The 25,885-nt window shown below is 45.5% G+C and carries 18 protein-coding genes, 1 tRNA gene and 3 pseudogenes; 16 read left to right on the plus strand and 6 right to left on the minus strand.

Features of this window, described 5'->3' with window-relative positions; genetic code table 11:
* Window positions 1–40 precede the first annotated feature (40 nt).
* The 5 genes from LO777_RS14105 (at window position 41) to LO777_RS14125 (ending at window position 4,198) form a co-directional block, all read left to right on the plus strand.
* Window positions 41–874, plus strand: coding sequence for a hypothetical protein (locus LO777_RS14105; RefSeq protein WP_228854521.1), 834 nt, complete (start codon window positions 41–43; stop codon window positions 872–874).
* On the plus strand, window positions 871–2,172 hold the full coding sequence (locus LO777_RS14110; RefSeq protein WP_228854522.1) for a PAS domain S-box protein: 1,302 nt from the start codon (window positions 871–873) through the stop codon (window positions 2,170–2,172). Before LO777_RS14105 ends, LO777_RS14110 begins: the two co-directional genes overlap by 4 nt.
* The gene (locus LO777_RS14115; RefSeq protein WP_228854523.1) at window positions 2,169–3,056 is read left to right on the plus strand and encodes an ATP-binding protein; all 888 of its coding nucleotides are present in this window, start codon (window positions 2,169–2,171) and stop codon (window positions 3,054–3,056) included. Before LO777_RS14110 ends, LO777_RS14115 begins: the two co-directional genes overlap by 4 nt.
* 159 nt (window positions 3,057–3,215) lie before the next feature.
* Entirely contained in the window at window positions 3,216–3,845 is a 630-nt protein-coding gene (locus tag LO777_RS14120; RefSeq protein ID WP_228854524.1) for a TetR/AcrR family transcriptional regulator, read from the plus strand.
* Window positions 3,842–4,198 (plus strand): helix-turn-helix domain-containing protein, encoded by a 357-nt coding sequence (locus tag LO777_RS14125; RefSeq protein WP_228854525.1) that lies wholly within the window; start codon window positions 3,842–3,844, stop codon window positions 4,196–4,198. Before LO777_RS14120 ends, LO777_RS14125 begins: the two co-directional genes overlap by 4 nt.
* Before the next feature lie 472 nt (window positions 4,199–4,670).
* Here LO777_RS14125 and LO777_RS14130 read toward each other — a convergent pair whose 3' ends face one another.
* From LO777_RS14130 to LO777_RS14140, 3 genes and pseudogenes are all read right to left on the minus strand, one after another.
* A complete protein-coding gene (locus tag LO777_RS14130; protein WP_228854526.1) occupies window positions 4,671–5,075 on the minus strand; it encodes a cereblon family protein in 405 nt (134 codons plus the stop codon).
* A gap of 8 nt (window positions 5,076–5,083) precedes the next feature.
* Window positions 5,084–6,638, minus strand: a pseudogene (gene cobA, locus LO777_RS14135) (uroporphyrinogen-III C-methyltransferase).
* A 156-nt stretch (window positions 6,639–6,794) separates the two neighbouring features.
* The gene (locus LO777_RS14140) at window positions 6,795–7,475 is read right to left on the minus strand and encodes an adenylate kinase (RefSeq protein WP_228854527.1); all 681 of its coding nucleotides are present in this window, start codon (window positions 7,473–7,475) and stop codon (window positions 6,795–6,797) included.
* 459 nt (window positions 7,476–7,934) lie between these two features.
* Here LO777_RS14140 and LO777_RS14145 point away from each other — a divergent pair, with 459 nt between their 5' ends.
* The 4 genes from LO777_RS14145 to LO777_RS14160 all read left to right on the plus strand — a co-directional run bounded on the left by LO777_RS14145 (window position 7,935) and on the right by LO777_RS14160 (window position 11,095).
* Window positions 7,935–9,239, plus strand: a complete 1,305-nt coding sequence (locus LO777_RS14145; protein WP_228854528.1) for a homoserine dehydrogenase — start codon at window positions 7,935–7,937, stop codon at window positions 9,237–9,239.
* A gap of 7 nt (window positions 9,240–9,246) precedes the next feature.
* Window positions 9,247–10,464: a cofactor-independent phosphoglycerate mutase gene (locus LO777_RS14150; RefSeq protein WP_228854529.1), complete on the plus strand. Its 1,218-nt coding sequence runs from the start codon at window positions 9,247–9,249 to the stop codon at window positions 10,462–10,464.
* Window positions 10,464–10,895: an acyl-CoA thioesterase gene (locus LO777_RS14155; protein WP_228854530.1), complete on the plus strand. Its 432-nt coding sequence runs from the start codon at window positions 10,464–10,466 to the stop codon at window positions 10,893–10,895. Before LO777_RS14150 ends, LO777_RS14155 begins: the two co-directional genes overlap by 1 nt.
* A 124-nt stretch (window positions 10,896–11,019) precedes the next feature.
* Window positions 11,020–11,095: transfer RNA gene (locus LO777_RS14160), tRNA-Met, on the plus strand.
* 156 nt (window positions 11,096–11,251) lie between these two features.
* On the opposite strand, the gene LO777_RS14165 is transcribed toward LO777_RS14160, so the two are convergent.
* The 3 genes from LO777_RS14165 to LO777_RS14175 form a co-directional block, all read right to left on the minus strand.
* Window positions 11,252–12,781 (minus strand): aldehyde dehydrogenase family protein, encoded by a 1,530-nt coding sequence (locus LO777_RS14165; protein WP_228854531.1) that lies wholly within the window; start codon window positions 12,779–12,781, stop codon window positions 11,252–11,254.
* Window positions 12,782–13,086: 305 nt separating this feature from the next.
* The gene (gene ald / locus LO777_RS14170; protein WP_228854532.1) at window positions 13,087–14,199 is read right to left on the minus strand and encodes an alanine dehydrogenase; all 1,113 of its coding nucleotides are present in this window, start codon (window positions 14,197–14,199) and stop codon (window positions 13,087–13,089) included.
* Between the two features lie 66 nt (window positions 14,200–14,265).
* A complete protein-coding gene (locus LO777_RS14175; protein WP_228854533.1) occupies window positions 14,266–15,663 on the minus strand; it encodes an aminotransferase family protein in 1,398 nt (465 codons plus the stop codon).
* Between the two features lie 254 nt (window positions 15,664–15,917).
* On the opposite strand from LO777_RS14175, the gene xsc reads away from it, so the two are divergent.
* The 7 genes and pseudogenes from xsc (at window position 15,918) to LO777_RS14210 (ending at window position 25,880) form a co-directional block, all read left to right on the plus strand.
* Window positions 15,918–17,690, plus strand: coding sequence for a sulfoacetaldehyde acetyltransferase (gene xsc, locus LO777_RS14180; protein ID WP_407929151.1), 1,773 nt, complete (start codon window positions 15,918–15,920; stop codon window positions 17,688–17,690).
* Between the two features lie 344 nt (window positions 17,691–18,034).
* Window positions 18,035–18,715, plus strand: a complete 681-nt coding sequence (locus LO777_RS14185; RefSeq protein WP_228854535.1) for a GntR family transcriptional regulator — start codon at window positions 18,035–18,037, stop codon at window positions 18,713–18,715.
* Window positions 18,716–19,182: 467 nt separating this feature from the next.
* Window positions 19,183–20,488 (plus strand): annotated as a pseudogene (locus LO777_RS14190) (TRAP transporter large permease).
* A gap of 74 nt (window positions 20,489–20,562) precedes the next feature.
* Window positions 20,563–21,078, plus strand: coding sequence for a TRAP transporter small permease subunit (locus LO777_RS14195; protein WP_228854536.1), 516 nt, complete (start codon window positions 20,563–20,565; stop codon window positions 21,076–21,078).
* 226 nt (window positions 21,079–21,304) lie between these two features.
* Complete coding sequence (locus LO777_RS14200) at window positions 21,305–22,354, plus strand: TRAP transporter substrate-binding protein (protein ID WP_228854537.1); 1,050 nt, start codon at window positions 21,305–21,307, stop codon at window positions 22,352–22,354.
* 143 nt (window positions 22,355–22,497) lie between these two features.
* Window positions 22,498–23,993 (plus strand): annotated as a pseudogene (locus LO777_RS21125) (CoA-acylating methylmalonate-semialdehyde dehydrogenase).
* Between the two features lie 186 nt (window positions 23,994–24,179).
* The gene (locus LO777_RS14210; RefSeq protein WP_228854538.1) at window positions 24,180–25,880 is read left to right on the plus strand and encodes an FAD-dependent oxidoreductase; all 1,701 of its coding nucleotides are present in this window, start codon (window positions 24,180–24,182) and stop codon (window positions 25,878–25,880) included.
* Window positions 25,881–25,885: the final 5 nt, after the last annotated feature.

Consider the following 25,885-nt stretch of genomic DNA (forward strand, 5'->3'; position numbering starts at 1 on the left):
TTTTATTTCCCCTGATCCAGCAAACCCGGATACTATTGCAGTGAGAAACAACAACCACAGGGAATTTTTCTTTATCCTCCTCTGCACCAGTGCGGTCCTCATGACACTGTTCTTTCGCTCTGCTGTTCATGAAGTTACCGCACCTTTCGTGGAAGAACAGGAAAACAGTGATTCCAATCCACAGGCAGCAGGAAAAATGGTCGTTTTTTTTCAGGAAAAACGACCATACACCATTACCTCCAAGGATGGTATGCGTGGACTGATAGCTACTCCTGTGACCATGTTGTTTGAAAAAATCGGTATGAACTTCATCTGGGAAAGAATGCCCCTCAAACAACAGATGATTCTCATCAAAAAAAACACGATCCGCGCATGCGGGGCGGGCTGGATCAAAACTGCCGAGGGTGAGATATTCGGCAAATACACACTGCCCATATACAAGAACAAACCGTTTGTAGCCATAGCACGGGCCGACATTCCGTATCTTAAAGATGTGGAAACGGTTGACAGTCTTCTCTCCGAGTCAAAACTCCGCCTGCTCATCAAGGTCGGACATCCTTACGGGCGAAAGATAACAAGGCTCATGGAAGATCTCACTCCCTGGACGGTTTATACGACTGCAGATAACCGCAGTATGCTGAAAATGATCGAGACACACCGGGCAGACTATTGTTTTATGTCCCAGGAAGAGGCCCAGGATCTCCTCCTGTTCTCCGGGCTGAACAGTGAAAAATTCAGATTGATCAGCCTCAGTGACAATCCGCCGGGAAATTCTTTTTATCTCCTGTGCTCAAAACAGGTCAAGGACGACACCATCAGACAATTGAACAACGCGATTCGGCATTTTGTCAACATCCAGGGCAATTCGCCATGAATATTGCCGAACACCACACAAAACTTCCAATATGGGCCATGGGACTGCTGACAATACTGTTCTGCGTCTTTACCCTGTCATATGAAAAATACGTGTCAGAACAGGCCCAGGAAAAACTTGACCAGCACGCCCGCATAATTGCCGATGACCTATGGAATTTCAATTTTAATGGGGCTATTGAATATCTAAAACTTGCCGCTGACTCCAATCACTATGAAAAACTCGCAGTAATCAGCCATAACGGTGAACTTTTTCAAGAAATTTCTACCTCTTTTCCAACTCCGCTTGAGTCGATTCTCATCAGAATCCATCTCACATCCAGGGTTATCCTGGTTTCGCAGATAGTATATAACAACAATATTATCGGCTGGATAGAAGCCGTCTGGATCCCTGAAACATTATATACCCACCTGTTTGTATTCATCTTTTTCCAGATGATTCTTCTGGCGGTTCTGTTATACAGCAGAATAGTCGGAGAAAAGGTCAAACTTGAACATATGGTCAATGAACGGACCAATGAACTGACCCGTTCCAACTCAATCCTGAAAAAGCAGATTGAAGAGCGCATCCACGCCGAGGAGGCCTTGAGAAAAAGTGAGGAAAAATATCGATTTCTAGCTGAAAATATTGAGGATGTAATCTGGACCTTGAACACGGATTTCCAATATTCATATGTCAGTCCGGTGGCCGAAAAAATGTACGGTTGGAAGCCGAAAGAACTGGTAGGATCGGAAATGGACAAGATTCTTGTACCGACATCCTGCACTGTCTTCAGGCAGTTTTTGAAAGAGATCAACGTTTTTGAAAAAAATGATTTCAATCCTCCACAACCTGCCATTTTAGAACTTGAAATTAAACATAAGAACGGTTCCACAATCTGGTGTGAAGTAACAATCTCTTTTCTCTTTGACGATATATCCGGGTTTACCGGGACCATGTGGGTGGCCAGGAACATCACGGAACGGCGTATTGCCCAACGGGAAAGAGAGGAACTGCAGGAAAAGCTGGAACGTTCCAAAAAAATGGAATCCCTTGGTCTCCTTGCCGGAGGAGTGGCTCATGATCTTAACAACGTGCTCTCGGGGATTGTCAGCTACCCCGATCTTATCCTGCTTGATATTAACCAGGACTCTCCCCTGCGTGAACGAATTGAAACCATTCGAGACTCAGGGATAAAGGCAGCGGAAATCGTAAATGACCTGCTGACTTTGACACGACGCGGTGTTTTTTCCACCCAGGTTTTAAATCTCAACACCCTGGTAAAAGAGTATATTTCCTCCCAGAATACAGGAAGATGATCAGCTATCATCCTGAAATAGAAGTAAAACTTCGCCTTGAAGAAAATCTGCCCAATATCAAAGGCTCCCCCACTCCCCTGAAAAAAGTCATTATGAATCTTGTCTCCAACGCTGCTGAAGCACAGGTCAGGGGTGGGGAAATTTTAGTCAAGACATCAAGTCGCTATCTGGACAAAACGCTGGAAGGATACCAATCAATTGCCCATGGAGAATACTCGGTTCTCAGCGTTATTGACAGGGGAGAAGGAATTGATCCGGAAGATCTGAGAAGAATTTTTGAGCCATTCTATACGAAAAAAGTCATGGGCAGAAGCGGAACCGGACTCGGGCTTACGGTTGTCTGGGGAACTATCGAGGACCACAAGGGATACATAGACATCAGCAGCGATAAAAACAAAGGAACAACTATTGATGTGTATATTCCCATCTGCAGAGAGCTTATAGAAAAGAATGGCACCTCTGAAGAAGTTGCAGATTTCCGAGGGAGTGGGGAAAAAATTCTTGTGGTTGACGACATTGATTACCAGCGAAGAATTGCCTGCGCCATTTTGAAACGGTTAAATTATAAGGTTATTTCAGTTGCCAGTGGTGAAGAAGCAATTTCCTATCTGAAACAGGATAGAGCAGATCTTGTCATGCTGGATATGATCATGGACAATGGTATGGACGGTCTCGAAACATACGAAAACATCATCAAATACAATCCCCGCCAGAAGGCAATAATAGCCAGTGGGTTTTCAGAAACGGACCGGGTAAAACAGGCACAACGTCTTGGCGCGGGACGGTATATAAAAAAACCGTATAAGCTGGAACTGCTTGGTAAAATAATTTACCAGGAACTCCGAGGAGATAAGGAGTCGTTATCAAATGGTCCAGGCGGCTGAGAATACACCTGAATCAGTGGACGTTTTCCCCCATTCTCAGTTTCCTCATCCCTTATAAAATACATGGGTTAATCGCAGATATACATTGCTTTCCCTCTTTACAGGAAGGAGTGTTATGATTACATAACTAACAGGTTAGTAATAAACAGGGACAACAATATGAGAAATAAAAGGCTGACGGCAGAGCAAAGACGTGAACAGATCCTGCGCAAAGTAAAAGAGCTATGTACGAACAAAGGGTTTGCAGGCACAACACTGGATGAAATTGCAAACGCTGCAAATGTGAGCCGCGCACTCATCGTCCAACACTTTGGAAGCAAAGAGAATCTTTATGAAGCGCTGATAGATTATCTCTTCTGCGATCATCCCATGGAAAAAGACCCAGCAATCAAAGCCTATGCTGAGCGGAAAGATGATCGTGGTGTTTTTATGGCATATTGCGAACATGCCTATGATCACATGGTGGCAGAACAAACTGAATCCCCCTTGAAATTGGTCATGTTCAGTATGCTTGAAAAACCGGATTTATATACAAAACATTTCCAAAAGAGGAAAATCAAAGGGATTGAAGTGCTGGAAGAATATGTTTCTAACAGAATTAAAGACAATGTGTTCAAGAGCGTTGACCCATTTTATGTAGCTCTTGCTTTTTCTTCCATGATTACCCAGCTTTTATTAGAAACTTCCGTATTGAAAACCATACGGAACAGGGATGAATTCCTCAATATAACAGGAACAATGGTAGATCTTTTTTTAAACGGACTAACACGGGAGAGAGGTGTACTATGAAATGCCAAAAATGTGGAACTTTAATTGCTGATGAAACTGATGCATATAAACATGGAGATCAGAGTCTTTGCGAGGACTGCTATCTGGATATTGTGGCAACACCCAAGACTTGTGACCCCTGGGCGGTCTACACGGCAAAAAGTCTAACCAAGGAAAAACCGGTTTTAACACCGATACAAGAAAAAATCCTGTCCCTGGTTGAGGAAAAACCAGGTACGGCAGAAGAAATTTGTGCAGAACTGGGGATAACTGAAAGCGAATTTCGATTAAACTTTACCCCCCTCAGGCACATGGAACTTGCCCGGGCATGCAAGGTGGACAACAGGGTTTGTTATACACTTTTTAACCGGTAAGAATTTTCCTTATCAGAATAACCACCGCAAGAAACAGCCCCCCGTCCTGTTACTTTAACAGCATGGCCGGACCAAATGGCTCGGCCATTTATGCCCCTTGGGTATTTATGCCCGTTGGGTATTTATGCCCCTTGGGTACAACAAAGCAAATAAAAATCACAACCGTGGCGAAATGATCTTCAACCCGGATTTCTCATGAGTTCAGGCTGCGCCAGGTTCAAAGTTCCCGGAGTCTTCGCTTACCTGGCAGCGAATTATAGTGATCTATATTTACTGCCGAAATACTGCAGAAGATGGCGTCGCCTGGACTGACCTCTGGTGAACATTGTGTAAATTTTTCTGGGTCACTGATAATTGTCTTATTGTTTGTGTTCTATAATTATTCTCAAAATTGACACAATGTTCATGAGGAATGCGGGTTAACTGCTTGATTTTCAGCTAAACAAGAACACTTTTTTCTTTTCAGCCTGTCTCACTCCCTCAGGAGAGCCAGAATCAGACCGAAAAACCCTGTTTCATTCTGTTGATACTGCCAGCCCAGGTGAACCCCACAATTCCTGCAGAGGGAGAAACGCCATACATACCCCTTAAACCATGTGAATTCACTGGTTGCCGGTCCCGCCTGTACACATCCCCCGGCATTACGAAAACAACCGAGATGGAAAACCACCCCGGCAGGATTAAAAAAAGTGTGTTCATGGGCTCCATTGACTTCTATTGCCTGTTCCTTTCCGGTGATACCATATCCGCATGGTCTGCAGAAAAGAGCTTTTTCCTTCCGTTCCCCTGTTTCATTCTCTCCATCGATTAGAGAATCAAGTGCATTTTCAGGGAGAGTCTTTCCACGAAATTCGTACAATAGATGGCAACTTTCCATAGCGATTCTTACGCTTTTGTATAATACTCCACAATGGACCAAACCAGCTCCGAAATGGTATATTCTTCTGCTTGAACAGTAACTTGCAGTCCATTATCCGTAATAGTTTTCGCGGTTATCGGCCCTATGGCCGCAATATCAACCCCTTCCATAAGCCGTTCAAGTTCATCCTGGCTTTCGGCATCCACCATGGAAAGAAAATTTCTAACGGTAGAAGAACTGGTGAAGGTGACCATATCGATCCGCCCCATCTCCAGATCAGCCCGCAGGCTCTTTTTTGGCTGGATAGCAGGACAATTCTGGTATACAGGGGCAACTGTGACCTGGGCACCTGCTCCCCGTAATGTTTCCGGCAGTATTTCTCGGGCTTTCAGGGCACGGGGAATGAGGATATTCCGCCCTTCAACACCCTGATCAAGTAGACTTTCAGCCAACCCCTCTCCTGTAAACGTATTGGGAATAAGATCGGCGTTTATACCATATTGCAGAAGAAGATCGGCTGTACTTTTTCCCACTGCGGCAATATCAGGACCTTTCAGATCCCTGGCATCCATACCCTTTGAATACAGATGCTCAAAGAAATACTTGACCCCGTTCAAAGATGTAAAGAGAATCCAGTGATATTCATCAAGCCGTTCCAGCTCATCATCGAGTATCTCATAGGATTCCACCGGTTTTATGTTAATGGTTGAATACTCAATGCAGTCTGCACCAAACTCTTCAAGTCCGGCAACAAGCTCACTGGCCTGCTCCCTTGTCCTGGTAACGATGATTTTTTTGCCGAAAAGAGGTCGTTTCTCGAACCAGTCGATACTTTCACGGAGTTTAACCACTTCACCAACAATAATAAGGGAAGGTGGCTTTATCCCACTGTCCCTGACGATGTCGGTAATCGTATCCAGTGTGCCGACAACAGATCGCTGCTCAGGAGTGGAAGCCCACCTGACAACGGCCACCGGAGTCTTGGGATCCCGTCCGTGTCGAATGAGGTTATCCATGATAACCGGAAGGTTTTTAATCCCCATATATACAACCAGGGTTCCCACCCCTGTTGCCAGTTTTGCCCAGTCAATATTTGATGTTTCCTTGGTGGGATCCTCATGTCCGGTCAGGAAAGCAACCGAGGCGGTATACCCCCGATGGGTTATGGGAATCCCGGCATAGGTGGCAGCCGCTGTGGCCGATGTAACCCCGGGTACGACCTCGAAAGCGACTCCCGCCTCATGCAGGACTTCGAGTTCCTCTCCCCCCGACCAAAGATAAAGGGATCTCCACCCTTCAGCCTGACAACAAATTTTCCCGCCTGTGCATGATCCACCAGCATCTGGTTGATTTCGTCCTGGGTGTGAGTATGTTTCACTCCGCCCTTTTTCCCAACGTAAATACGTTCAGCCGATACCGGAACATGATTCAACAGTTTCTTGCTGGCGAGGTAATCGTAAAAAACGACCTCAGCCCGCTCCAGCAGTCTCTTTCCACGTACGGTTATAAGGCCGGGATCCCCGGTCCTGCACCAACCAGATAGACCTTACCGGGCCTGGTTGTATTTGGCTTCTTTTTCATAATCGATACATTCCTGACTGACTCAGGGTTCATGGATAATGCTCTCTCGACAAAGGCAAAAAAGGGCTTCCCCGAAGTTCGGGACAGCCCTTTATGCCGGTTAACCGCCACTCCCGTTAACAGTAACAGCGAGAGAGGACAGAATTAACAATATGATTACAGCTCTTTCATTATGGCCTCGGTTACTTCCTGAATGGAAACAGAACCATCAACGGAGATGACTTTCGGGCCACCGGCCTGCTTGAAATAATTCACAGCGGCCATTGTTCCTGTCTCTTCATCATAATAAATGCCATGACGTTTGTTGATAGCATCCTCATCCTGATCATCCGCACGGGTCTTCAGTTCTCCACCGCATACACGACAAACCAGTTTTCCATCTTTTTCCACAGGCTTGATGGCTTCAAAGGCTATATGATTGGGATGATTATTATCATTCACACAGAGCCGACGCCCCATGATTCGCTCTTTGGCAATTTCGCGGTCAAGAACAATCTCAATCACGTAATCCAGGGCAAGACCCTCTTTTTGCAACGTTTCGGCAAGAGTTATCGCCTGATCTTTTGAACGGGGAAAACCGTCAAGAATCCAGCCGTCTTTACAATCGTCCTGCTGCAATCGGGAAATCATCATGGGAATGGTGATATCATCCGGCACGAGGTCGCCCCTGTCGATATACTCTTTTGCCTTTTTCCCAAGCTCGGTTCCACCACCGATATGCTCACGAAAGATTGCACCCGATTCAATATGGGGAATATTGAATTTCTTCTGAACGATTGCACCCTGGGTACCCTTGCCACTGCCGTTCGGCCCAAAAAACAGGATGTTCTTACCCATAATTTTCTCCTTTAAAAACAAATAACAAATAATTAAAAAACTCTATAAAAACGACGGCAACAGAACAACAACTCACACGATTTCAGAAACCATAACTCCGGATTTCCGGCCAGATGCAATCCCGCCGCCACTTAACTCATATCATGTAAATTTCAGACAGCAGGGCAAATTATTCCCGCCGGTGAAAACATTCATCGACACCCTTTCCGGTAGTTCCCAGACACAAAAAGCAGGGTTCAGGGCAGGTATTATAGCCGAAAAGGTACTGACGGGCCATAAAAATATCTCCCCATAGATTTTGACTTTCACCGCTAAAGCGATTACTTTCAGGGTCATTACAGGTTTTTTCCTGAATTTATAACAGACAAACTGGAACTCTCGTTTATTCAGGGATTCGGATTACAGGCAGCTTTACAAGGGGCCCTCCATACAACCACAAATCATTACACTACACCAGCTATGAAAGAAATACGCATTGGTCTCATTGGCTTCGGGACGGTGGGAAAAGGGCTCGCTCAGGCCCTGTTTTCCCAGCGGGAAAGACTCATTCAACGATCAGGTATCGCCTTCACCCTGACGACGGTGGTTGACATTGCAGTAGATTCCCTTCCGGACGAATTCAGTAATGTAACCCTTACCCGGGACGCAAAGGATATCTTTAATGACCCGTCAATAGATATAGTCGTCGAACTCATCGGCGGCATGGAGCCGGCAAAATCTTTTCTGCTCGAAGCCATCAACAAAGGCAAGCATGTGGTCACCGCCAACAAGGCCCTGCTCTCGGTCCATGGCCGGGAAATATTCACAGCAGCTGCTCTGAACAATGTCGAGGTCGGATTCGAGGCCAGCGTGGGAGGTGGAATTCCCGTCATAAAAGCATTAAAAGAAGGCCTGGTCGCTAACAAGATCAATTATATAAAAGGGATAATGAACGGCACCGCGAACTATATCCTGACTAAAATGACCGATGACGGTATGGCTTTTAACGAAGTTCTGAAGGAGGCCCAGGAGCTCGGTTTTGCTGAAGCGGATCCCACCTACGATGTGGAAGGTATTGATACAGCTCACAAGCTGGCAATCCTCATGACCATTGCCTTCGGGCTCCATGTCCATCTTGATGATATTCACGTGGAAGGAATCAGCGAGATCGAACCTACAGATATTGAGTTTGCCGGAACCCTGGGACATCGTATCAAGCTGCTGGCTATCAGCCGAAACCATGGAAAGCACGTAGAAGCCAGGGTCCATCCCACAATGGTACCTGAAACCCATATGCTGTCCACAATCAGCGGTGCATTCAACGCCATCCAGTTTAATGGAGATACCGTTGGTGACGTTCTCCTGTATGGACAGGGAGCGGGCATGATGCCAACAGGAAGTGCTGTGGCTGCTGATGTTGTCGACATCGGAAGAAATATTCTGCAGAACAGTGTCAACCGGGTTCCGGCCCTCTCCTACCTCCCGAACAATATGGCAGAGCCGATCATCACACCCATGGATGAGCTGGTCTGCCCCTACTACTTCCGTGTAACTGCCCTGGACAAACCGGGGGTTCTTGCCCGTATCACCTCAATTTTCGGCGACCACGGTATTTCCATCAAATCCATGGTCCAGCAGGAACATGATGCCAACGAACCGGTCTATATTGTCTTCATGACCCACAGCGCCACGGAGGGAAATGTCAAAAGGGCGATCAGGGAAATTGATGAACTTGATGTATGCACTTCACCCACGGTAAAAATCAGACTTCTTATCTCCGAATAGGTTAACAATGAAATACCTTATCCTTGTCGGTGACGGAATGGGAGACTATCCCATCAGCGAACTTGATGGAAAAACAGTGCTGGAAGCGGCCCGAACACCTGCCATGGATGAACTCTGCCGAAAAGGTGAGTTTTTCCTGACCAATACGGTTCCGGAAGGTTTTCCTCCTGGCAGTGATGTGGCCAACATGACCCTTATGGGTTATGATCCAGCTCGTTTCTACACGGGAAGAGCCCCCCTTGAAGCTGCATCCATGGGTATAAAACTGGCAGAGGATGAGATTGTCTTCCGCTGCAATCTCGTAACCCTGGACCTGGTTAACGATCAGGTTACGATGCGCGATTTTTCCGCTGGCCATATCAGCAATGAAGAAGCCCGTGAACTGATAGCCAGCCTGGAAGCCGTTTGCTCCGGTGATCGCTTTCATTTTAAACCGGGGATAAGCTATCGGCATCTCCTGGTTTTCAAAGGAAAACACCCAGGTTTTATTACCGTCCCGCCCCATGACTATATCGAAAAAGATGTCACGGAATACTGGCAGCGCTATCTCGACAGTCCCGGCTGGTCTGAACTTGTCACCAGATGCGGTGATATTCTCAAAAACCATCCCGTAAACCTGGAACGTATCAAACAGGGGAAAAACCCGGCCACTCATATCTGGTTGTGGGGGGAAGGAAAAATGATTGATGCTCCCCCGCTGACAGAACGATTTTGCATCAGCGGCTCCATGATCAGCGCCGTCGACCTGCTGAAAGGGTTGGGCGTCATCGGCGATCTTGATGTCATCAATGTACCCGGAGCAACCGGTTATATTGATACAAACTATGAAGGCAAAGCAGAGGCGGCAACACAATCTCTCAAGGAACAGGATTTTGTTTTTGTCCATCTTGAGGCTCCCGACGAAGCGGGCCACCAGGGCTCTCTCAGTGCTAAAATTCAGGCAATCGAAGATTTTGATGCCCGCATTGTCAGTCCTATTACAAACGAACTGCGCAGCCGGAAAGAAGACTTTCGCGTCATAGTCACCATGGATCATTTCACACCGCTTTCCCTGCGAACCCATGTTTCCGATCCTGTCCCGACTCTGCTCTATGACTCCAGGGAGAAGGAAGCCGGCTCAGGAAAAACATTCTGTGAAAAAAACTGTCTCGCCCATGATGCCGAAAAGAACAATTCCATTAACGATGGGTATACCCTTATCAATAAACTCCTGGAACAGAATTGATGTCCGAGAATATTTTTACGACTAAAGTCAGAGTGCTCTATGGCGACACCGACGCAGGGGGGGTCGTCTATAACGCTAATTATCTCCGTTATTTCGAAATGGGAAGAACCGAACTGATGAGAGATCATGTCTGTTCCTACAGGGAAATTGAAGAGCGTGGCTTTGTTCTCCCCGTGACAGAATGCTGGGCCCGTTACAAGGCCCCTGCTTTTTATGATGACTTGCTCATCATTGAAACGATTGTTGCCGAAGTAACCAGAATAAAGTGTAAATTCAGCTACAGGATTCTGCGAAATGAACAAGACGGCAAACGACCCAGGTTGCTGGTCAAGGGGTTTACGGTCCATGCCGCAATTACCAGGGAAGGCAAACTGACACGGTTGCCGGATGAAATTATCCGCAGGATAGAAGCACTGCAGACGAAAACATGATGTCGTAATACCGCGGATTCATGTTCTGTTTTTAAAATTAACCAGTTATTTGCTTCTGATCTGCCGAATATGTAAAAATAACTATTTACAATATCTGCAATTGGTGTATATTGGCAAATCTCAACGCGGGGTGGAGCAGTCTGGTAGCTCGTCGGGCTCATAACCCGAAGGTCGGTGGTTCAAATCCGCCCCCGCTACCAAAATGTCAAGGGGTTGTAAAACGTAAATGTTTTACAACCCCTTTTTTTGACTGTAACACAAAGATCTGTTAAGGAAGAAAACGCAATTATTTTAATAATAAAAAAAGCCCGCTTTTCGGCGGGCTTTTTTTATTATTCTATTTTTTGATTGTGTCTCTACTGAGCGACGCAACTTCGAACAGACTTGTCACCATCAGTTTTTTTGCCCTCTTCACTGACACCAGCTGGTGGTGTGACTCGAATAGTCGCAACTTTATTCTGAGTGAAAAAGTCAATCCCGTCTTTTCCCTGCACTTTGTTGGTACCAAGGTGTGAATCTTTAATGCCACCAAAAGGCAAGTAAGGATGCGGTGCGCACACACCCACATTAACTCCCACCATACCCACATCGGCTTCAGCAATGAATTTTTCAGTATAATACTGGTTTTGGGTGAAAATACATGCACCGTTACCAAATTTTTGTTCCCTGATAAGTTGTAGAACATCGTCAAGATCTTTAATCTTCATAACGGATACAACAGGGCCAAAAATCTCCTCTTTGGCGATTCTCCTGCAGGGAGTAACATCAGTAAAAATTGTTGGTGCTACAAAATAACCATTTTGATTCTTCTCAGGAAGATCAGGATTACGTCCATCAAGAATCAGATTTGATCCCTGCTCAATTCCGATCTTTATATATTCCTCTATACTGGCCTTGGCCTTGGCTGAAATAACCGGCCCCATATAGACATCGGGATCCATGGCATCACCATAGGTGACCTTTTTGGATGCCTCCAGTACCCGTTCAATCAATTCGTCATAAACTTCGGGAACCGCCGCCACAATCGAACCGGCAAGACAACGCTGGCCGGCAGAGCCATAACAGGAATGGATGAAATTATCGATGAAAACATCCCAGTTAACATCTTCCATGACAACCAGGAAATTCTTTGCACCACCAAGCAGCATTGAACGCTTCCCGCCCCTGCCACAGGCTTCAGCCATTTTCTTGGCGGTCGGCGTTGAACCCACAAGACAAACGCCACTCATTTTGGGGTGCTCATACCAGGTACCAGGAATGGAACGATTTCCATGGATTATATTCACAACCCCTGGAGGAAGACCGATCTGGTTGAAAATATTGCCCATTTCCTGCATAAACAGAGGAGATTGGGTGGAAGGTTTGTAAATAAAGGTGTTACCGACTCCAATGGCATAAGGAATAAACCAACCAAACACCAGGGCTGGAAAATTAAATGGAGCAACACCGCCAAATACACCAAGAGGTTGTTTTACCACCCTCCCATTGATATTTCCGGCAATGCCGTCCAGATGCTCTCCCTGAAGCAAAGTCGGAATGGAACAGGATGTCTCCAGGATTTCAATTACCCGACCTATTTCCCCTCTGGCCTCACTGATATGCTTCGCCTGATCCACTGCTATGGAAACAGCAAGATTTTCCTTGTTCTCCACCATTGCCTGACGCATATCAAAGAGAAAACGCATCCTTTTACTGACGGAAAGCTTTCTCCATGAATCATAAGCTGCATAGGATGAATCAACGGCCTCAAAAGATGTCTTTTCGGACGAAAGAGGCACCTCGCCGATGGCTTCACCGGTTGAAGGATTGTAGAGAGGTACATATTCCACACCGCTTTCTTCCACCCACTCACCGTGAATGAAATTTTTAATTCTTGTAAAATCCATATATTTTTTTCCTCCTCAAACAGCTTCTATTATTGCTGATTATCTCTATTAGCCCACATTTCTCATGAACATTGTGTCAATTTTGAGAATAGTTGTAGAATACAAATAATTAGCCAACTATCGGTAATCGAACAAAATTCACACAAGGTTCACCCAAGGTCAGCCCAGGCGACGCCATCCTCTGCAATATTTCAACAGTAAATATAGGTCACTATTATTTACTGTTGAAAATTTTAAAGCTGACACCGCCTGAACTGATGAGAAATGCGGGTTAGTTCGGGATGACCTGTGCGTAAAATACCACTTTACAATACTTCCTCCACTGGAGTGTACGGAAGATTAAAGGCATCAGAGACAGCTTTGTACACTAACTTGCCGTCATGAACATTAAGACCAAGTTTCAATTCCTCATTCTCCACACAGGCTTTATGCCAGCCTTTATCAGCCAGCTGTACTGCATAGGCAAGAGTGGCATTGGTCAGGGCCATGGTGGAAGTAAGGGGGACAGCACCGGGAATATTAGCTACACAATAGTGAATGACTCCGTCAACGACATACGTTGGATCTTCGTGTGTAGTCGGTTTTGAAGTTTCAAAACAACCACCCTGATCAATTGAAACATCAACAAGAACAGAACCTTCTTTCATCAGGGAGAGATCTTCCCGACGAATAACAAAAGGGGCTTTGGTTCCGGGAATAAGGACAGCTCCAATCACCATATCAACTTCCGGTAAAACATCCAGGATCGCCTGACGGGATGACATTTTTATAAAACAGTTCCCAGGCATAATATCACTTAAATATCTTATCCTCTCAAGATTGAGATCCATCATATAAACCTGGGCACCAAGACCGCATGCCATTTTAGCGGCCTGCGTACCAACAACACCTCCACCAATGACCAGGACCCGGGAAGGATCGGTTCCGGGGACACCTCCAAGAAGACGGCCAAGCCCGCCATTGGTAGCCTCAAGGGCAACCGCACCACGCTGCACTGCCATACGACCTGCAACCTCCGACATGGGCGTCAGGAGAGGAAGGGATTTATCTTTTTTCTGAATCGTCTCATAAGCAATACAGGTAGCACCGGAGTCAAGAAGTGCCTTAGTTTGACGCTCGTCGGCTGCAAGATGAAGATAGGTAAAAAGAGTTTGTCCTTTCCGCAGCATACCGTATTCGGAAGGCTGAGGTTCTTTGACATGCATTACCATTTCACACTTTTCATATATCTCGGCCGGGGTCTCGGTAATGACCGCACCTGCGGAAACATACTGTTCATCACTGAAACCGGAACCATTACCTGCATTCTTCTCAACAAGAATCTGATGACCGTGATCGATCATCGTCGCAACACCTGCGGGGGTCATACTGACTCTGTTTTCCTTTACTTTTATCTCTTTCAGGATACCAACTAGCATTTTATCTCCTTTCCAAATTCTTTACAGGATTCCCTGCGAAAAACAATTCGCAGCAGACATTTTGCATTAAAAGGTTTTTTCTATACCAGCTCGAACAGCGGCTACAATTGTATCGACCTGCTCCCTGGTGATAATCAGACAAGGTGCAAAATTAATAATTGTATTCATCCCGGGAAGACTGTTATTGGTTCTGCCAACGATAACACCTTCTCCAATTATATTGCCCATCAGAACAGCCATCTGACTTTCAGTTATAGGAACTTTGCTTTCCTGATCCACGACAAACTCAACACCGCAAAAAAGCCCCACTCCCCGCACATCCCCCACATTGGGAAGATCTTTCAGGGTTGACAATTTTTCAAGGAGATACGCACCAACCTCACGGCTGTTTTCCACCAGGTTTTCTTCCTCAATTATCCTTGTACTTTCCAGCGCGGCAACCATTGGGGCAGTACAGCCGCCATAAGTGCTGATATCTCTGAAAAAATTCATTCTTTCGTCATCATTGGCAGGATCGTTGAGAAAAATATCATAAATTTCCTGTTTAACAACCGTGGCTGACAGGGCCTCATAGGAACTAGCCAATCCTTTAGCCATGGTGATAATGTCAGGATCGACATCATAATGCTCGTGTCCCCAGAATTTTCCGGTTCGACCAAAGCCACAGACAACCTCATCCATAATTATCCATACGCCATATTTCCTACATATTTCCTGAACGAGGGGATAATACTCCTTGACCGGTGGCAGAATACCTCCACCAGCAGTAATAGGCTCAAAAATGATTGCACCAACGGTATCCGGCCCCTCCCTGAGAATGACATCTTCCACAGCCCTGGCACACTCCATATTGCATCCGGGATAAGTCTGGTTGAAATTACAACGGTAGCAAAGGCACTGAGGAACTTCCATAAACCCTTCCACGAAGGGCCCAAAGTCATTTTTCCGTTCAAACTGACCGGTGGAGCTCAAAGCACCCAGAGTGGTTCCATGATAATCCCGGTCTCTGAAAAGAATTTTATACTTCCCCTTGCGCGCGGGATCAATCCTGGAGGCTTGCCTGACAATCTTATACGCCTTTTCATTGGCTTCTGAACCGGAATTGGAAAAGTATACTTTTTGCAGTCGAGGTAGCTTTTCCAGCAGTTTTCCTGCAAATTTTATTGCAGGAACATTTCCAAAAACACCTGCAAAATACGGCATTTTTTTCATCTGCTCACACACAGCCTCGGCAATGGAATCGCGGCCATAGCCAACCATGACACTCCAGACGCCACCAGAGGTTGCGTCCAGGTACTTCCGTCCCCGAATATCAGTAACATTAAGACCCTTGCCTTCCACAATGATCATCTGTTCCTGATTTTCAAAACATTTATGGGGCTTTAAATGGTGCCATAAATCATTTTTATCTCCTGCAACCATCTCCTCAACATCGTATTCAAGCCAATCTGTTTTCGTTACCATGACAAGTTTCCCCTGATTATAATTTGGATCTTAATGAATCTGGAATCTAAAATATCACATATCAGAAGTCAGTGTCAAGTACTAATTCTCCGATACCAATTCCGCTAATCGCATAATTATCTTGACAACCTACTGATGTGTGATGTATCACACATCAGTAGGTTGCTAAAGTTTTCGCCCCAATAAAACTTGGGATTTATTGTAATCAACTGGAATAAAACACAATACTCAATCAGGAGGTCAAAATGACTGCAATGAAAATGACGACGGAAGAAGCATTTATTAAAGTTCTCCAGATGCACGGAATAAAACATGCTTTTGGTATTATCGGTTCAGCAATGATGCCAATCTCCGACCTCTTTCCCAAGGCGGGTATTACTTTCTGGGATTGTGCCCATGAAGGCAATGCAGGCATGATGTCGGATGGTTATACTCGTATTTCCGGTAAAATGTCCATGCTGGTTGCCCAGAATGGACCGGGCATTACCAATTTTGTCACTCCGGTAAAAACCGCCTACTGGAACCACACTCCATTGCTTCTTGTCACACCGCAGGCAGCAAATGCAACCATAGGCCAGGGAGGTTTTCAAGAGGTTGAGCAGATGGCGGTATTCAGAGATATGGTAGCCTATCAGGAAGAAGTTCGTGATCCTCGCCGCATGGCAGAAGTTCTGAATCGTGTGATCATGCAGGCAAAACGAGCGTCCGCTCCTGCACAAATCAACGTACCACGTGATTTCTGGACCCAGGTTATCGAGATTGAACTCCCTGCAATTGTCGAATTTGAACGCCCCGCAGGTGGAGACGAGGCTCTGGCCAGAGCTGCAGAACTTTTATCAAAGGCCAAATTCCCTGTTATTCTTAATGGTGCCGGTGTTGTCATTGGAGACGCCATTGAGGATTCAATGGCACTGGCCGAGCGTCTGGATGCTCCGGTCTGCTGTGGCTATCAGCACAATGATGCCTTTCCTGGCAATCATCCTCTTTTTGCGGGACCACTTGGCTACAACGGATCCAAGGCCGGAATGGAACTGATTGCCAAAGCAGATGTAGTGCTTGCTCTCGGCACCCGCCTCAATCCATTTTCCACCCTTCCGGGATATGGAATTGATTACTGGCCCACAGACGCCGCAATCATACAAGTTGACATCAACCCCGACCGCATCGGCCTGACAAAAAAGATAACTGTCGGAATCGCCGGTGATGCCAAAAAGGTTGCCAATAGTCTTCTTGCTCGTCTTTCTGAAACTGCCGGCGATACGGACAGGGAAGAACGTAAGGCAACCATCGCTCAATTAAAAGCGAATTGGGAAAAAGAACTTGCTACTCTGATCCATGAAAATGACGACCCGGGAACCACCTGGAACGAACGGGCCCGCAAACGTGAACCGGAAAAAATGTCTCCCCGGCAGGCATGGAACGCAATCAGAGAGGCTCTCCCGGAAAATGTCATCCTTTCATCTGATATCGGCAATAACTGTGCTATCGGCAATGCCTATCCCACCTTCAAAGAGGGACGAAAATATCTGGCCCCCGGCCTTTTCGGACCCTGCGGATACGGTTTCCCGGCAATATGCGGTGCCAAAATAGCACAACCAGAGGTACCTGTAATCGGAATGGCTGGTGATGGTGCTTTTGGCATCTCCATGAATGAAATGGTGTCATGCGGACGTGAAACCTGGCCTGCCATCACTATGATTGTTTATAGAAACTACCAGTGGGGAGCTGAAAAACGCAACACTACGCTTTGGTATGCTGACAATTTTGTCGGTACTGAATTAGACCAGAATGTATCATATGCCGAGATTGCGAGAGCATGTGGATTAGAAGGTATCAAGGTAACCACAGCCTCTGAATTGACCGAGACACTGAAAAAAGCAGTAAAAGCCCAGATGGAAGAAGGAAAGACCACATTCATCGAGGTCATGGTCAATCAGGAGCTTGGAGAACCTTTCCGGCGTGATGCTATGAAGGCACCAGTTGTTGTTGCGGGAATTGACAAAGCCGATATGCGCTCTCAAAAATAGTGCATGAAACCTCCTGTTCCTTGCTCTTGGCCATAACCCGACGTGCATGTTTATTCTGTTCTGAAGAGTCAAATTCATGGGAATCCGGCAATAAAGCGATTGCCTCAGCTTTTGACATTGCTTATACTCCGGACAACAATAAGTACAGAGGTTTTTAGCCCGCATTGTCAACCCAGGCGGCACCATCTTCTACAGTATTTTACAGTAAACATAGGTCACTATAATTTATTGTCAAAAACTTCGAACCTGCCTCCGCCTGAACTGATGAGAAATGCGGATTAGAAAGTTTTATTCAATGGGATCCTCCATTCAAAAGTAGTTTCGGCACAGAACAGGAAACAGGAATGAGCAGTGGGTTAAAATATGCGTCTTTGAGAGAACAGGTTTACAAATATTTACGCCAACAGATGAACCGGGGAGATCTGCTTCCCGGTTCATCAATCAACATCGGGGAAATTGCCCGACAACTGGGTATCAGTAAAACACCACTCAGGGATGCCCTGATCCATCTGGAACTTGAAGGATTTGTGACAATTCTGCCTCGAAGAGGCGTCTGCGTGAACAGGTTAAGTTTTCAGGATATCAAAAACGCCTATGATTCTGTAGGCCTGATAGAATCATTCATTGTAACAGAGTGTATTGATAGAATCGGGCAATTGCAGGTTAAAAAGCTGGAAGAACTGAATAAAAAAATGATTAGCAACATAGAGAAAAATGATTTCTCAAAGCTTTTTCAAACCAATCTGCGGTTTCATGATGTTTATCTGGATATTTCCGAAAATGAACCTCTCAAAAAGTTTATTCGACCGATAAAACATCGACTCTATGATTTTCCCCGACAGAATTATATCAAGGAGTGGGAATTGAGAAACTGTGAAGAGCACAGCGAATTTATTGAACACCTGCGAAAGGGAGATGCGGTTGCTGCTGCAAAAGTATTGAAAGATATCCATTGGTCTTTCGACTATCAGAAAGATTTCATCCATAAGCTTTACCAGGATCTGGATGACCCCGGACAAATATAATTGTTTGACGGTAACCCGAACCTGAAATCCCTCCCCCATATTCCTGAAAACGAAATATCACACCCGCTGACAGTATAAACCTACTCGATTTCCATTCGTTTCCGGCGTCTCCCCCTGCTTTCCCTGGAACTTTAAGAGAAGTACATGGTCCAGGAAAAAAATCTTGACAGCTTACTGGTATCTGATATATTAGAAATCACAATCACAGATTATCGAAAAATATTTTCGGATAAACTGGCATGGCTGGACTTAAGACTCAACCATTAATGCCCTGCGGGTGCAACAAAGCAATGAAAATCTGACTGCGGCGAAACAACATTCTGCGCGGAAGATTTTCAAATTAATCTTTCAAACATTGTTGTACTCAACCTCTTTTTTTGATCAGGGGCTCAGAACCTGCATGAATATCTATACGAATCAGGAAAATGGATTTCTTTTAAAATAATACCACCCAAAAAGGAGAGAACGTGAGTATCGAGCTTATCACTTTATTGTATTTCTCATGCCTGTTTATTGGATTGTTCTTAGGTTTACCTGTCGCTCTTGGCCTGGGAGGAACTGCTGTAGTTTTTGCGGCAATTTTTGAGCCAAGATCTCTCCTGGCTATTCCAAGTGCCTTCTATTACACACCCTGGAATGCGGTTCTGGTGACTGTCCCGCTATTTCTTTTCATGGGAAGTCTTATTCGCTTTTCCGGTATTGCCGAATCAGCATATGATGCCGTTTACAAACTCATTGGTCATATTCCCGGCGGTCTTGCCATGGGGACGGTTCAGGTTTGTACCATATTTGCGGCAATCACAGGTATTACCCCTCCAGCGACAATAACCATGGGACAGATAGCTTATCCATCCATGATTAAATACAAGTATCACAAAGCCATCGCCATCGGGTCTATTGGAGCAGGAGGCGCACTGGGGCTCTTATTCCTCCAAGTGTGCCTTTTATTTTTTATGGACTTCTTGCTAAAGTGTCCATAGGAGGGCTTTTTCTGGGCGGCCTGCTGCCCGGCCTGATGCTTGCTTCCTTTTATATCATTTATATTGGTATTCGCTGCAAAATCCAACCGCACATGGGCCCAAGTATTCCAGCCGATCAAAAATTCTCCATTAAGGAAAAAGTACAGGCATTACTCAACATATGGCCCTTCGTAGTTCTTGTCATCATGGTGCTGGGGGCCATATGGGGCGGCATTGCCACTCCTTCTGAAGCTGCAGCTTTTGGTGCGACCGGTGCGTTTATTATTAATATGATTTACGGAAAATTAACATGGAAGGTTCTGAGGGACTCCCTAGACACAACCGTTAAACTGACTGGAATGGGTTTATGGATTTTAATTGGTGCCAATGTATACCTCAATGTTTTCAACTCACTGGGTTGTCAGGAGTTAGTTACAACATTGGTTCTCAGTATGCCCGGGGAAGTAACGGTATCCTGTTAATGATGATGTTCATCATTTTACTGCTTGGCATGGTCATGGATGACTGGGCAATCATCATGCTGTGCACCCCGCTATACATTCCAATAATCAATGAACTCGGTATCGACAAACTATGGTTCGGCGTTCTCTTTATCGTCAATATTCAAATTGCCTACCTCACACCGCCATTTGGTTTTGTCCTTTTCTGGCTGAAAAGTGTGTTGCCTTCAGATGTGAGTATGGGAGATGTGTATAAATCAGTTGGTCCATTCATTCTCTTACAATTATTAGGCTTAACCCTTGTTTTCATATTTCCGCAGATTGCACTATGGTTACCAAGTATGCTGAATTAAAAGATATCCAACAACTCTGAATAATCCATATAACAGTTCACTGTTATTATGTATAACCGCTGTGGGAGGAACAGATGAAATTGTGGAAAAAAATAGAAAAGCCCATTGATTTTATATCAGATGCTTTTGGAAAAATCGGCTGGCTAATTATCCTCTACTGTATGTTTCTGGGAGTCACGGATGTATTCTTACGGTATGTCCTCAATGCACCTTCGCTCTGGATTTCTACAACAGTGCAGTTTGCCATGGTCCTTCTGGCATGCGTTGGTGGCGTATATGCATTAAATGATGATGCCTTTGTAAAACTTGACTTGTTTTATGCCAATTTTTCAGCGAAAAAAAAGGCAGTTTGCGATGTTATCACTGTGGTATATACCTTCCTGTTCATATCGGTACTGATATGGAAAGGTATCTCTGCGGCAAAAATGTCCCTGATGATGCACCAGGTAACACCAACAAGTGTTCCGATTCCCATTTATCCTCTGAAAATTTTTATCCCCATAGCTGCTGTTGTCTTTTTGCTGGTGGTCATTAAAAAACTCGTCAATGACCTGATAACCATATTTTCAAGCCAACAGACAGATTTATAGAGAACTCTCTTTTTCAAAAGATCAAAGCACCCGGTGCAGAATTCACGGCAGGTATCTGCACTTTCACATCAGATTGCATTGATAAAACAGGTAGCTCAACGTCTTTATCGTGTGGGTTGCGATAAAGACTATACAAATAAGTTGTATGAAAATGTGACTTACTGAGTCTGCTGAAGCTGATTCTTATTTCACAAAACACCAACTGAAGGAACAGGAGGAGTGTGTAATGAAAAAAATCTCTATTCAGCTGTTTGCTGTACTGATCACGATGACTTTACTGCAAGGAGCTGCCATTGCGAAAGAAAAATATGGCAAACCGGACAAGGTGACAAAGTGGGTTTTTCAACCCTGTTTTGACTCATCCGACGCCGGCTGGAACAGTGGTATTGTCCCATGGATTAAAGCTGTAGAAAAAGCAACGGAAGGCACAGTAAAAATAAAACTTGAACCGGCTGGTGCCATTACAAGTGGTTCGGAGGCTTTTGGTGCAGCTGCAGCAGGCATGATTGATGTATACGCCGGATGGGGTTCCATCTATGGCGGTGATATGCCTGAAGGTATGCTGGCATTTGGCCTGCCGATGGGAGTAAAAAACTACCATGATGCCTGGGAAGTCATGTGGGGTGACCCTAAATATAGGGTCGGGGATCTCGTCCAGAAAGCAGCCAATGCACGTAATCTGCAATGGATTGGCTGGACCTGCCAGGGACCCAATGCAGCTTTCACTAAAAAGCCCATTCGCAAGATGGAAGATTTTGCTGGTCTCAAGATGAGAGCAGGCGGCCCCCAGGCTCTCTTCCACAAAGCCATGGGTGGCGCACCTGTTTCCATGGGTGGTGGTGATATCTACACAGCCATTAAACTTGGCACTATTGACGGAACATATTGGGATACCGGCGGAATTGATGATATGGCCTTCCAGGAAGTTATTAAATATGCAATCATGCCGGGCTGGTGTCAGGCTCAGCATCAGGAAACTTATGTTAATCTCGACAAATGGAAAGCACTGAACCAGTGGCAGAGAGATAAAATCATGAGTGTCTTCAAGTCCACCTATTTTGAGACCAGTAAATTGCATGCTGATGGCGTTGAAGAAGCTCTGGAAATTCTCAAGAAAGCCGGAGGAGAAGTAATAACCCTGCCTCCGAAAGAGGTTGACAAAATTCGTGCACGTACCATCGAAAAAGTATGGCCTCAAATTGCTGCAAAATCCAAAGCCAATGCGGAAGGTATCAAACTGTGGAAACAGTTCATGAAAGATAAAGGCCAGTTATAAGAAGTCCTGTAGGCCTGTAAATAACTTTTGAGATACTCTGTAAGGCGGGCCAGCCCCTCTCATTTTCAGCAAATGAGAGGAGGGGAGGCTCGCCTTACCTGTTTCTGCAGCAGCTTGAAAATTTTCTGGACAGGATAAATACCATGATCATTGGACATCTGATAAATGGCCAAAATTTTGAAGGGACACGGGACCGTTTGGGAGATGTTTTCGACCCTTCAACGGGAAAAATCACCAAGCAGGTGGCGCTGGCTTCCAAGTCTACAGTAAAAAAAGCCATAAAGGCAGCAGAGGCTGCATTTCCAGCCTGGCGAAATACTCCACCAGGCAAACGGGCTCAGGTAATGTACCGCCTAAAAACTCTCCTTGAAAAAAATGCTGACAAGATTTGCAGGTTAATTACTGAAGAACACGGCAAAGTCTTGCATGATTCCAGAGGAGAGCTTGGCAGAGCGATCGAAAACATTGAATATGCCTGTGCTGCACCAGACCTCCTCAAAGGTGAATATACTAAAAACGTTGGTACTTCCGTTGATTCCTGGAGCGAATTCCAGCCCCTGGGAGTTACAGCCGGTATTACACCATTCAATTTCCCTGCAATGGTGCCTTTCTGGATGTGGCCCCTGGCGGTCGTTGCCGGAAACACCTTTATATTAAAACCTTCTGAACGAACTCCTTCTGCAGCATTATACATGACACAATTGGCCCAGGAGGCCGGTTTACCACCAGGGGTTTTGAACCTGGTCAATGGCGACAAGGAGGCTGTGGATACCCTCCTCCATGACCCCTGTGTTCAAGCCGTAAGCTTTGTAGGCTCGACTCCAGTTGCCGAATACATTTATGCCACTGGAAGTGCAAATGGAAAGCGGGTTCAGGCACTGGGGGAGCAAAAAATCACGCCATAATGATGCCGGATGCCGACATTGACAATGGGGTAAGCGCCTTAATGGGTGCGGCTTACGGCTCATGCGGTGAGCGTTGCATGGCGCTACCGATCCTGGTGGCTGTCGGCCGGGAAACAGGAGACAGGGTTGTCGCAAAAATAAAAGCCCGGCTGGAAAAGATGAAAATCGGGTCTGGACTGGACAACGACAATGACATGGGACCTCTCATTACAAGGGAACATTATGAGAAGGTAAAAAGTTATGTTGATCTTGGCATTGAAGAGGGTGCAGACTTGGTGGTTGATGGACGGAATCATGTTGTCGAAGGTTTTGAAAACGGCTTCTTCCTCGGAGGCTGTCTTTTTGACAATGTAACACCTGAATTGGAAATATATAAAGATGAAATTTTTGGCCCCGTACTCGGCGTAGTACGAGTTGAAACCCAGAAAGAAGCAATGGACCTGATCGATAACCATGAATACGGGAACGGAACATGTATTTTTACAAGAGACGGAGAAGCTGCCAGATATTTCACCGATAATATTAAAGTCGGCATGGTAGGAGTAAACATTCCTCTGCCTGTCCCTGTTGCATACCACAGTTTCGGTGGCTGGAAACGATCTCTTTTTGGTGATCTGTCGATTTATGGCCCGGATGGTATTCGTTTTTATACCAGACGTAAGACCATTACTCAACGATGGCCGTCTTCCAAAATCCGGGAAGGAGTACAGTTTTCCTTCCCCGGTACTGAGTAAGTACTTTCGACTGATCTCCCGAAAACATTGAATCATTTAATACGTCAGAGCAACTGACTATATTTTGAAAAATATCCTGAATCTGTGGGCTGGTGCGCCGCAGGGCGGTAAGTGCTTTTCTACACCAAACACAGAATCACAAAACCGTCACAGATTCAGAATCATGAATACTCCAGGAGAATAGACATGTCATATAAAGCTGTAATTATAGGTGGTGTTGCCGGCGGAGCCTCTGCTGCAGCAAGGTTAAGGAGACTTTCAGAAGACAGTCAGATAATCATCTTTGAAAGAGGCCCCCACGTCTCATTTTCCAACTGCAGCCTACCCTACCATCTAAGTGGAATGATAGAAAATTCTAAAGAACTTGTACTTCTTCACCCCTGGAATTTTTCCAGCCAGTACAATATAGATGCACGAATCCGACATGAGGTAGTTTCCATAGACCGGGGAAATAAAACCGTATCTGTCAAGAATCTTGAAACCGGTGAACTGTATGAGGAAACATACGACAAACTCATCCTGTCTCCAGGAGCAGCACCCATTGTTCCACCCATTGAAGGCATTGAAAAAGCAAAAATTTTTACTGTACGATCAGTCCCGGACATTGAGCGGCTCAATCATGCCATAACTGATTTGAAGCCACATAATGTCACGGTGATTGGCGGCGGATTCATAGGCATTGAAACGGCTGAAAATCTTCGGGAAAAAGGTCTTTCAGTTACCCTGATTGAAGCAATGCCCCAAATTCTGCGACAATTTGATTTTGATATGGTGCAGATTCTCCACAAGGAATTATTTGACAACGGCATTCACCTTATTCTGGGAGACAAGGTTACCTCTTTTACAGAGAACAGTGTTATCCTTGAATCTGGACAGATTGTTGATTCCCCCATTGTAATACTCGCCATTGGAGTAAGCCCGGAAACGCTGCTTGCCCGGGAAGCTGGACTCGACCTGGGAAAAACCGGCGCCATAAAGGTTGACCAGAATTTCAAAACCAACGATGACTCAATCTATGCCATCGGTGATGCAGTGGAAGTCTACAACCCGCTGTTCAGCGATTTTTTCAGACTCTCTCTGGCCGGACCTGCACAAAAACAGGCCCGCCATGTTGCTGACCATATACATGGACTGCGACCGGTCCCTGGTGGATTTATCGGCTCATCTGTTATCAAGGTATTCGGTATGAACGCAGCATCAACCGGATTGTCGGAAGGATTTATCCAGGCTGCAGGTATAAATAGAGACTACGAAGTTGTGAAAGTCATTCCCAGGGACAAGGTCGGCCTTATGCCCGACAGTGCAATGCTCCATTTCAAACTCCTTTTTGACAGACAAACGGGCAAAATTCTCGGGGCACAGGCAATCGGGGCAGGCAATGTGGACAAACGGATTGACATCATCGCCACGCTTATCAAAACAGGTGGTACAATTGTTGATCTTAAAGATCTGGAACTCTGTTATGCACCGCCTTTTGGTACCGCCAGGGACGTGGTCAATTTTGCAGGGTTGGTTGCAACAAACCTCCAGGCTGGTATCTTCAAGCAGGTACACGATTACCAGATCAGGGAACTTATTAAACAAGATGCCTTCATTGTAGATATCAGAGAAAAAGAGATATTTACCAAAGGTCATCTCAAAACAGCCATCAATATACCTTTCAGCGAAATCCGCCAAAGGCTTTCAGAATTTCCCAAAGACCGGCCTGTATACATCCAGTGCCGAACAGGACAGGACAGTTACAATGTTGTTCTCACCCTGCAACACATGGGTTATGATAATGTGTTTAATCTCTGTGGAGGTTTTATGGGTATTTCTTTTTTCGAATATTTTATGGATGAAACCTTGCCCAGAGAACCCATTTTGACCGGATATAATTTTGATTGATTCCT

The sequence above is a fragment of the Desulfomarina profundi genome (assembly GCF_019703855.1).
Lineage (GTDB): Bacteria > Desulfobacterota > Desulfobulbia > Desulfobulbales > Desulfocapsaceae > Desulfomarina > Desulfomarina profundi.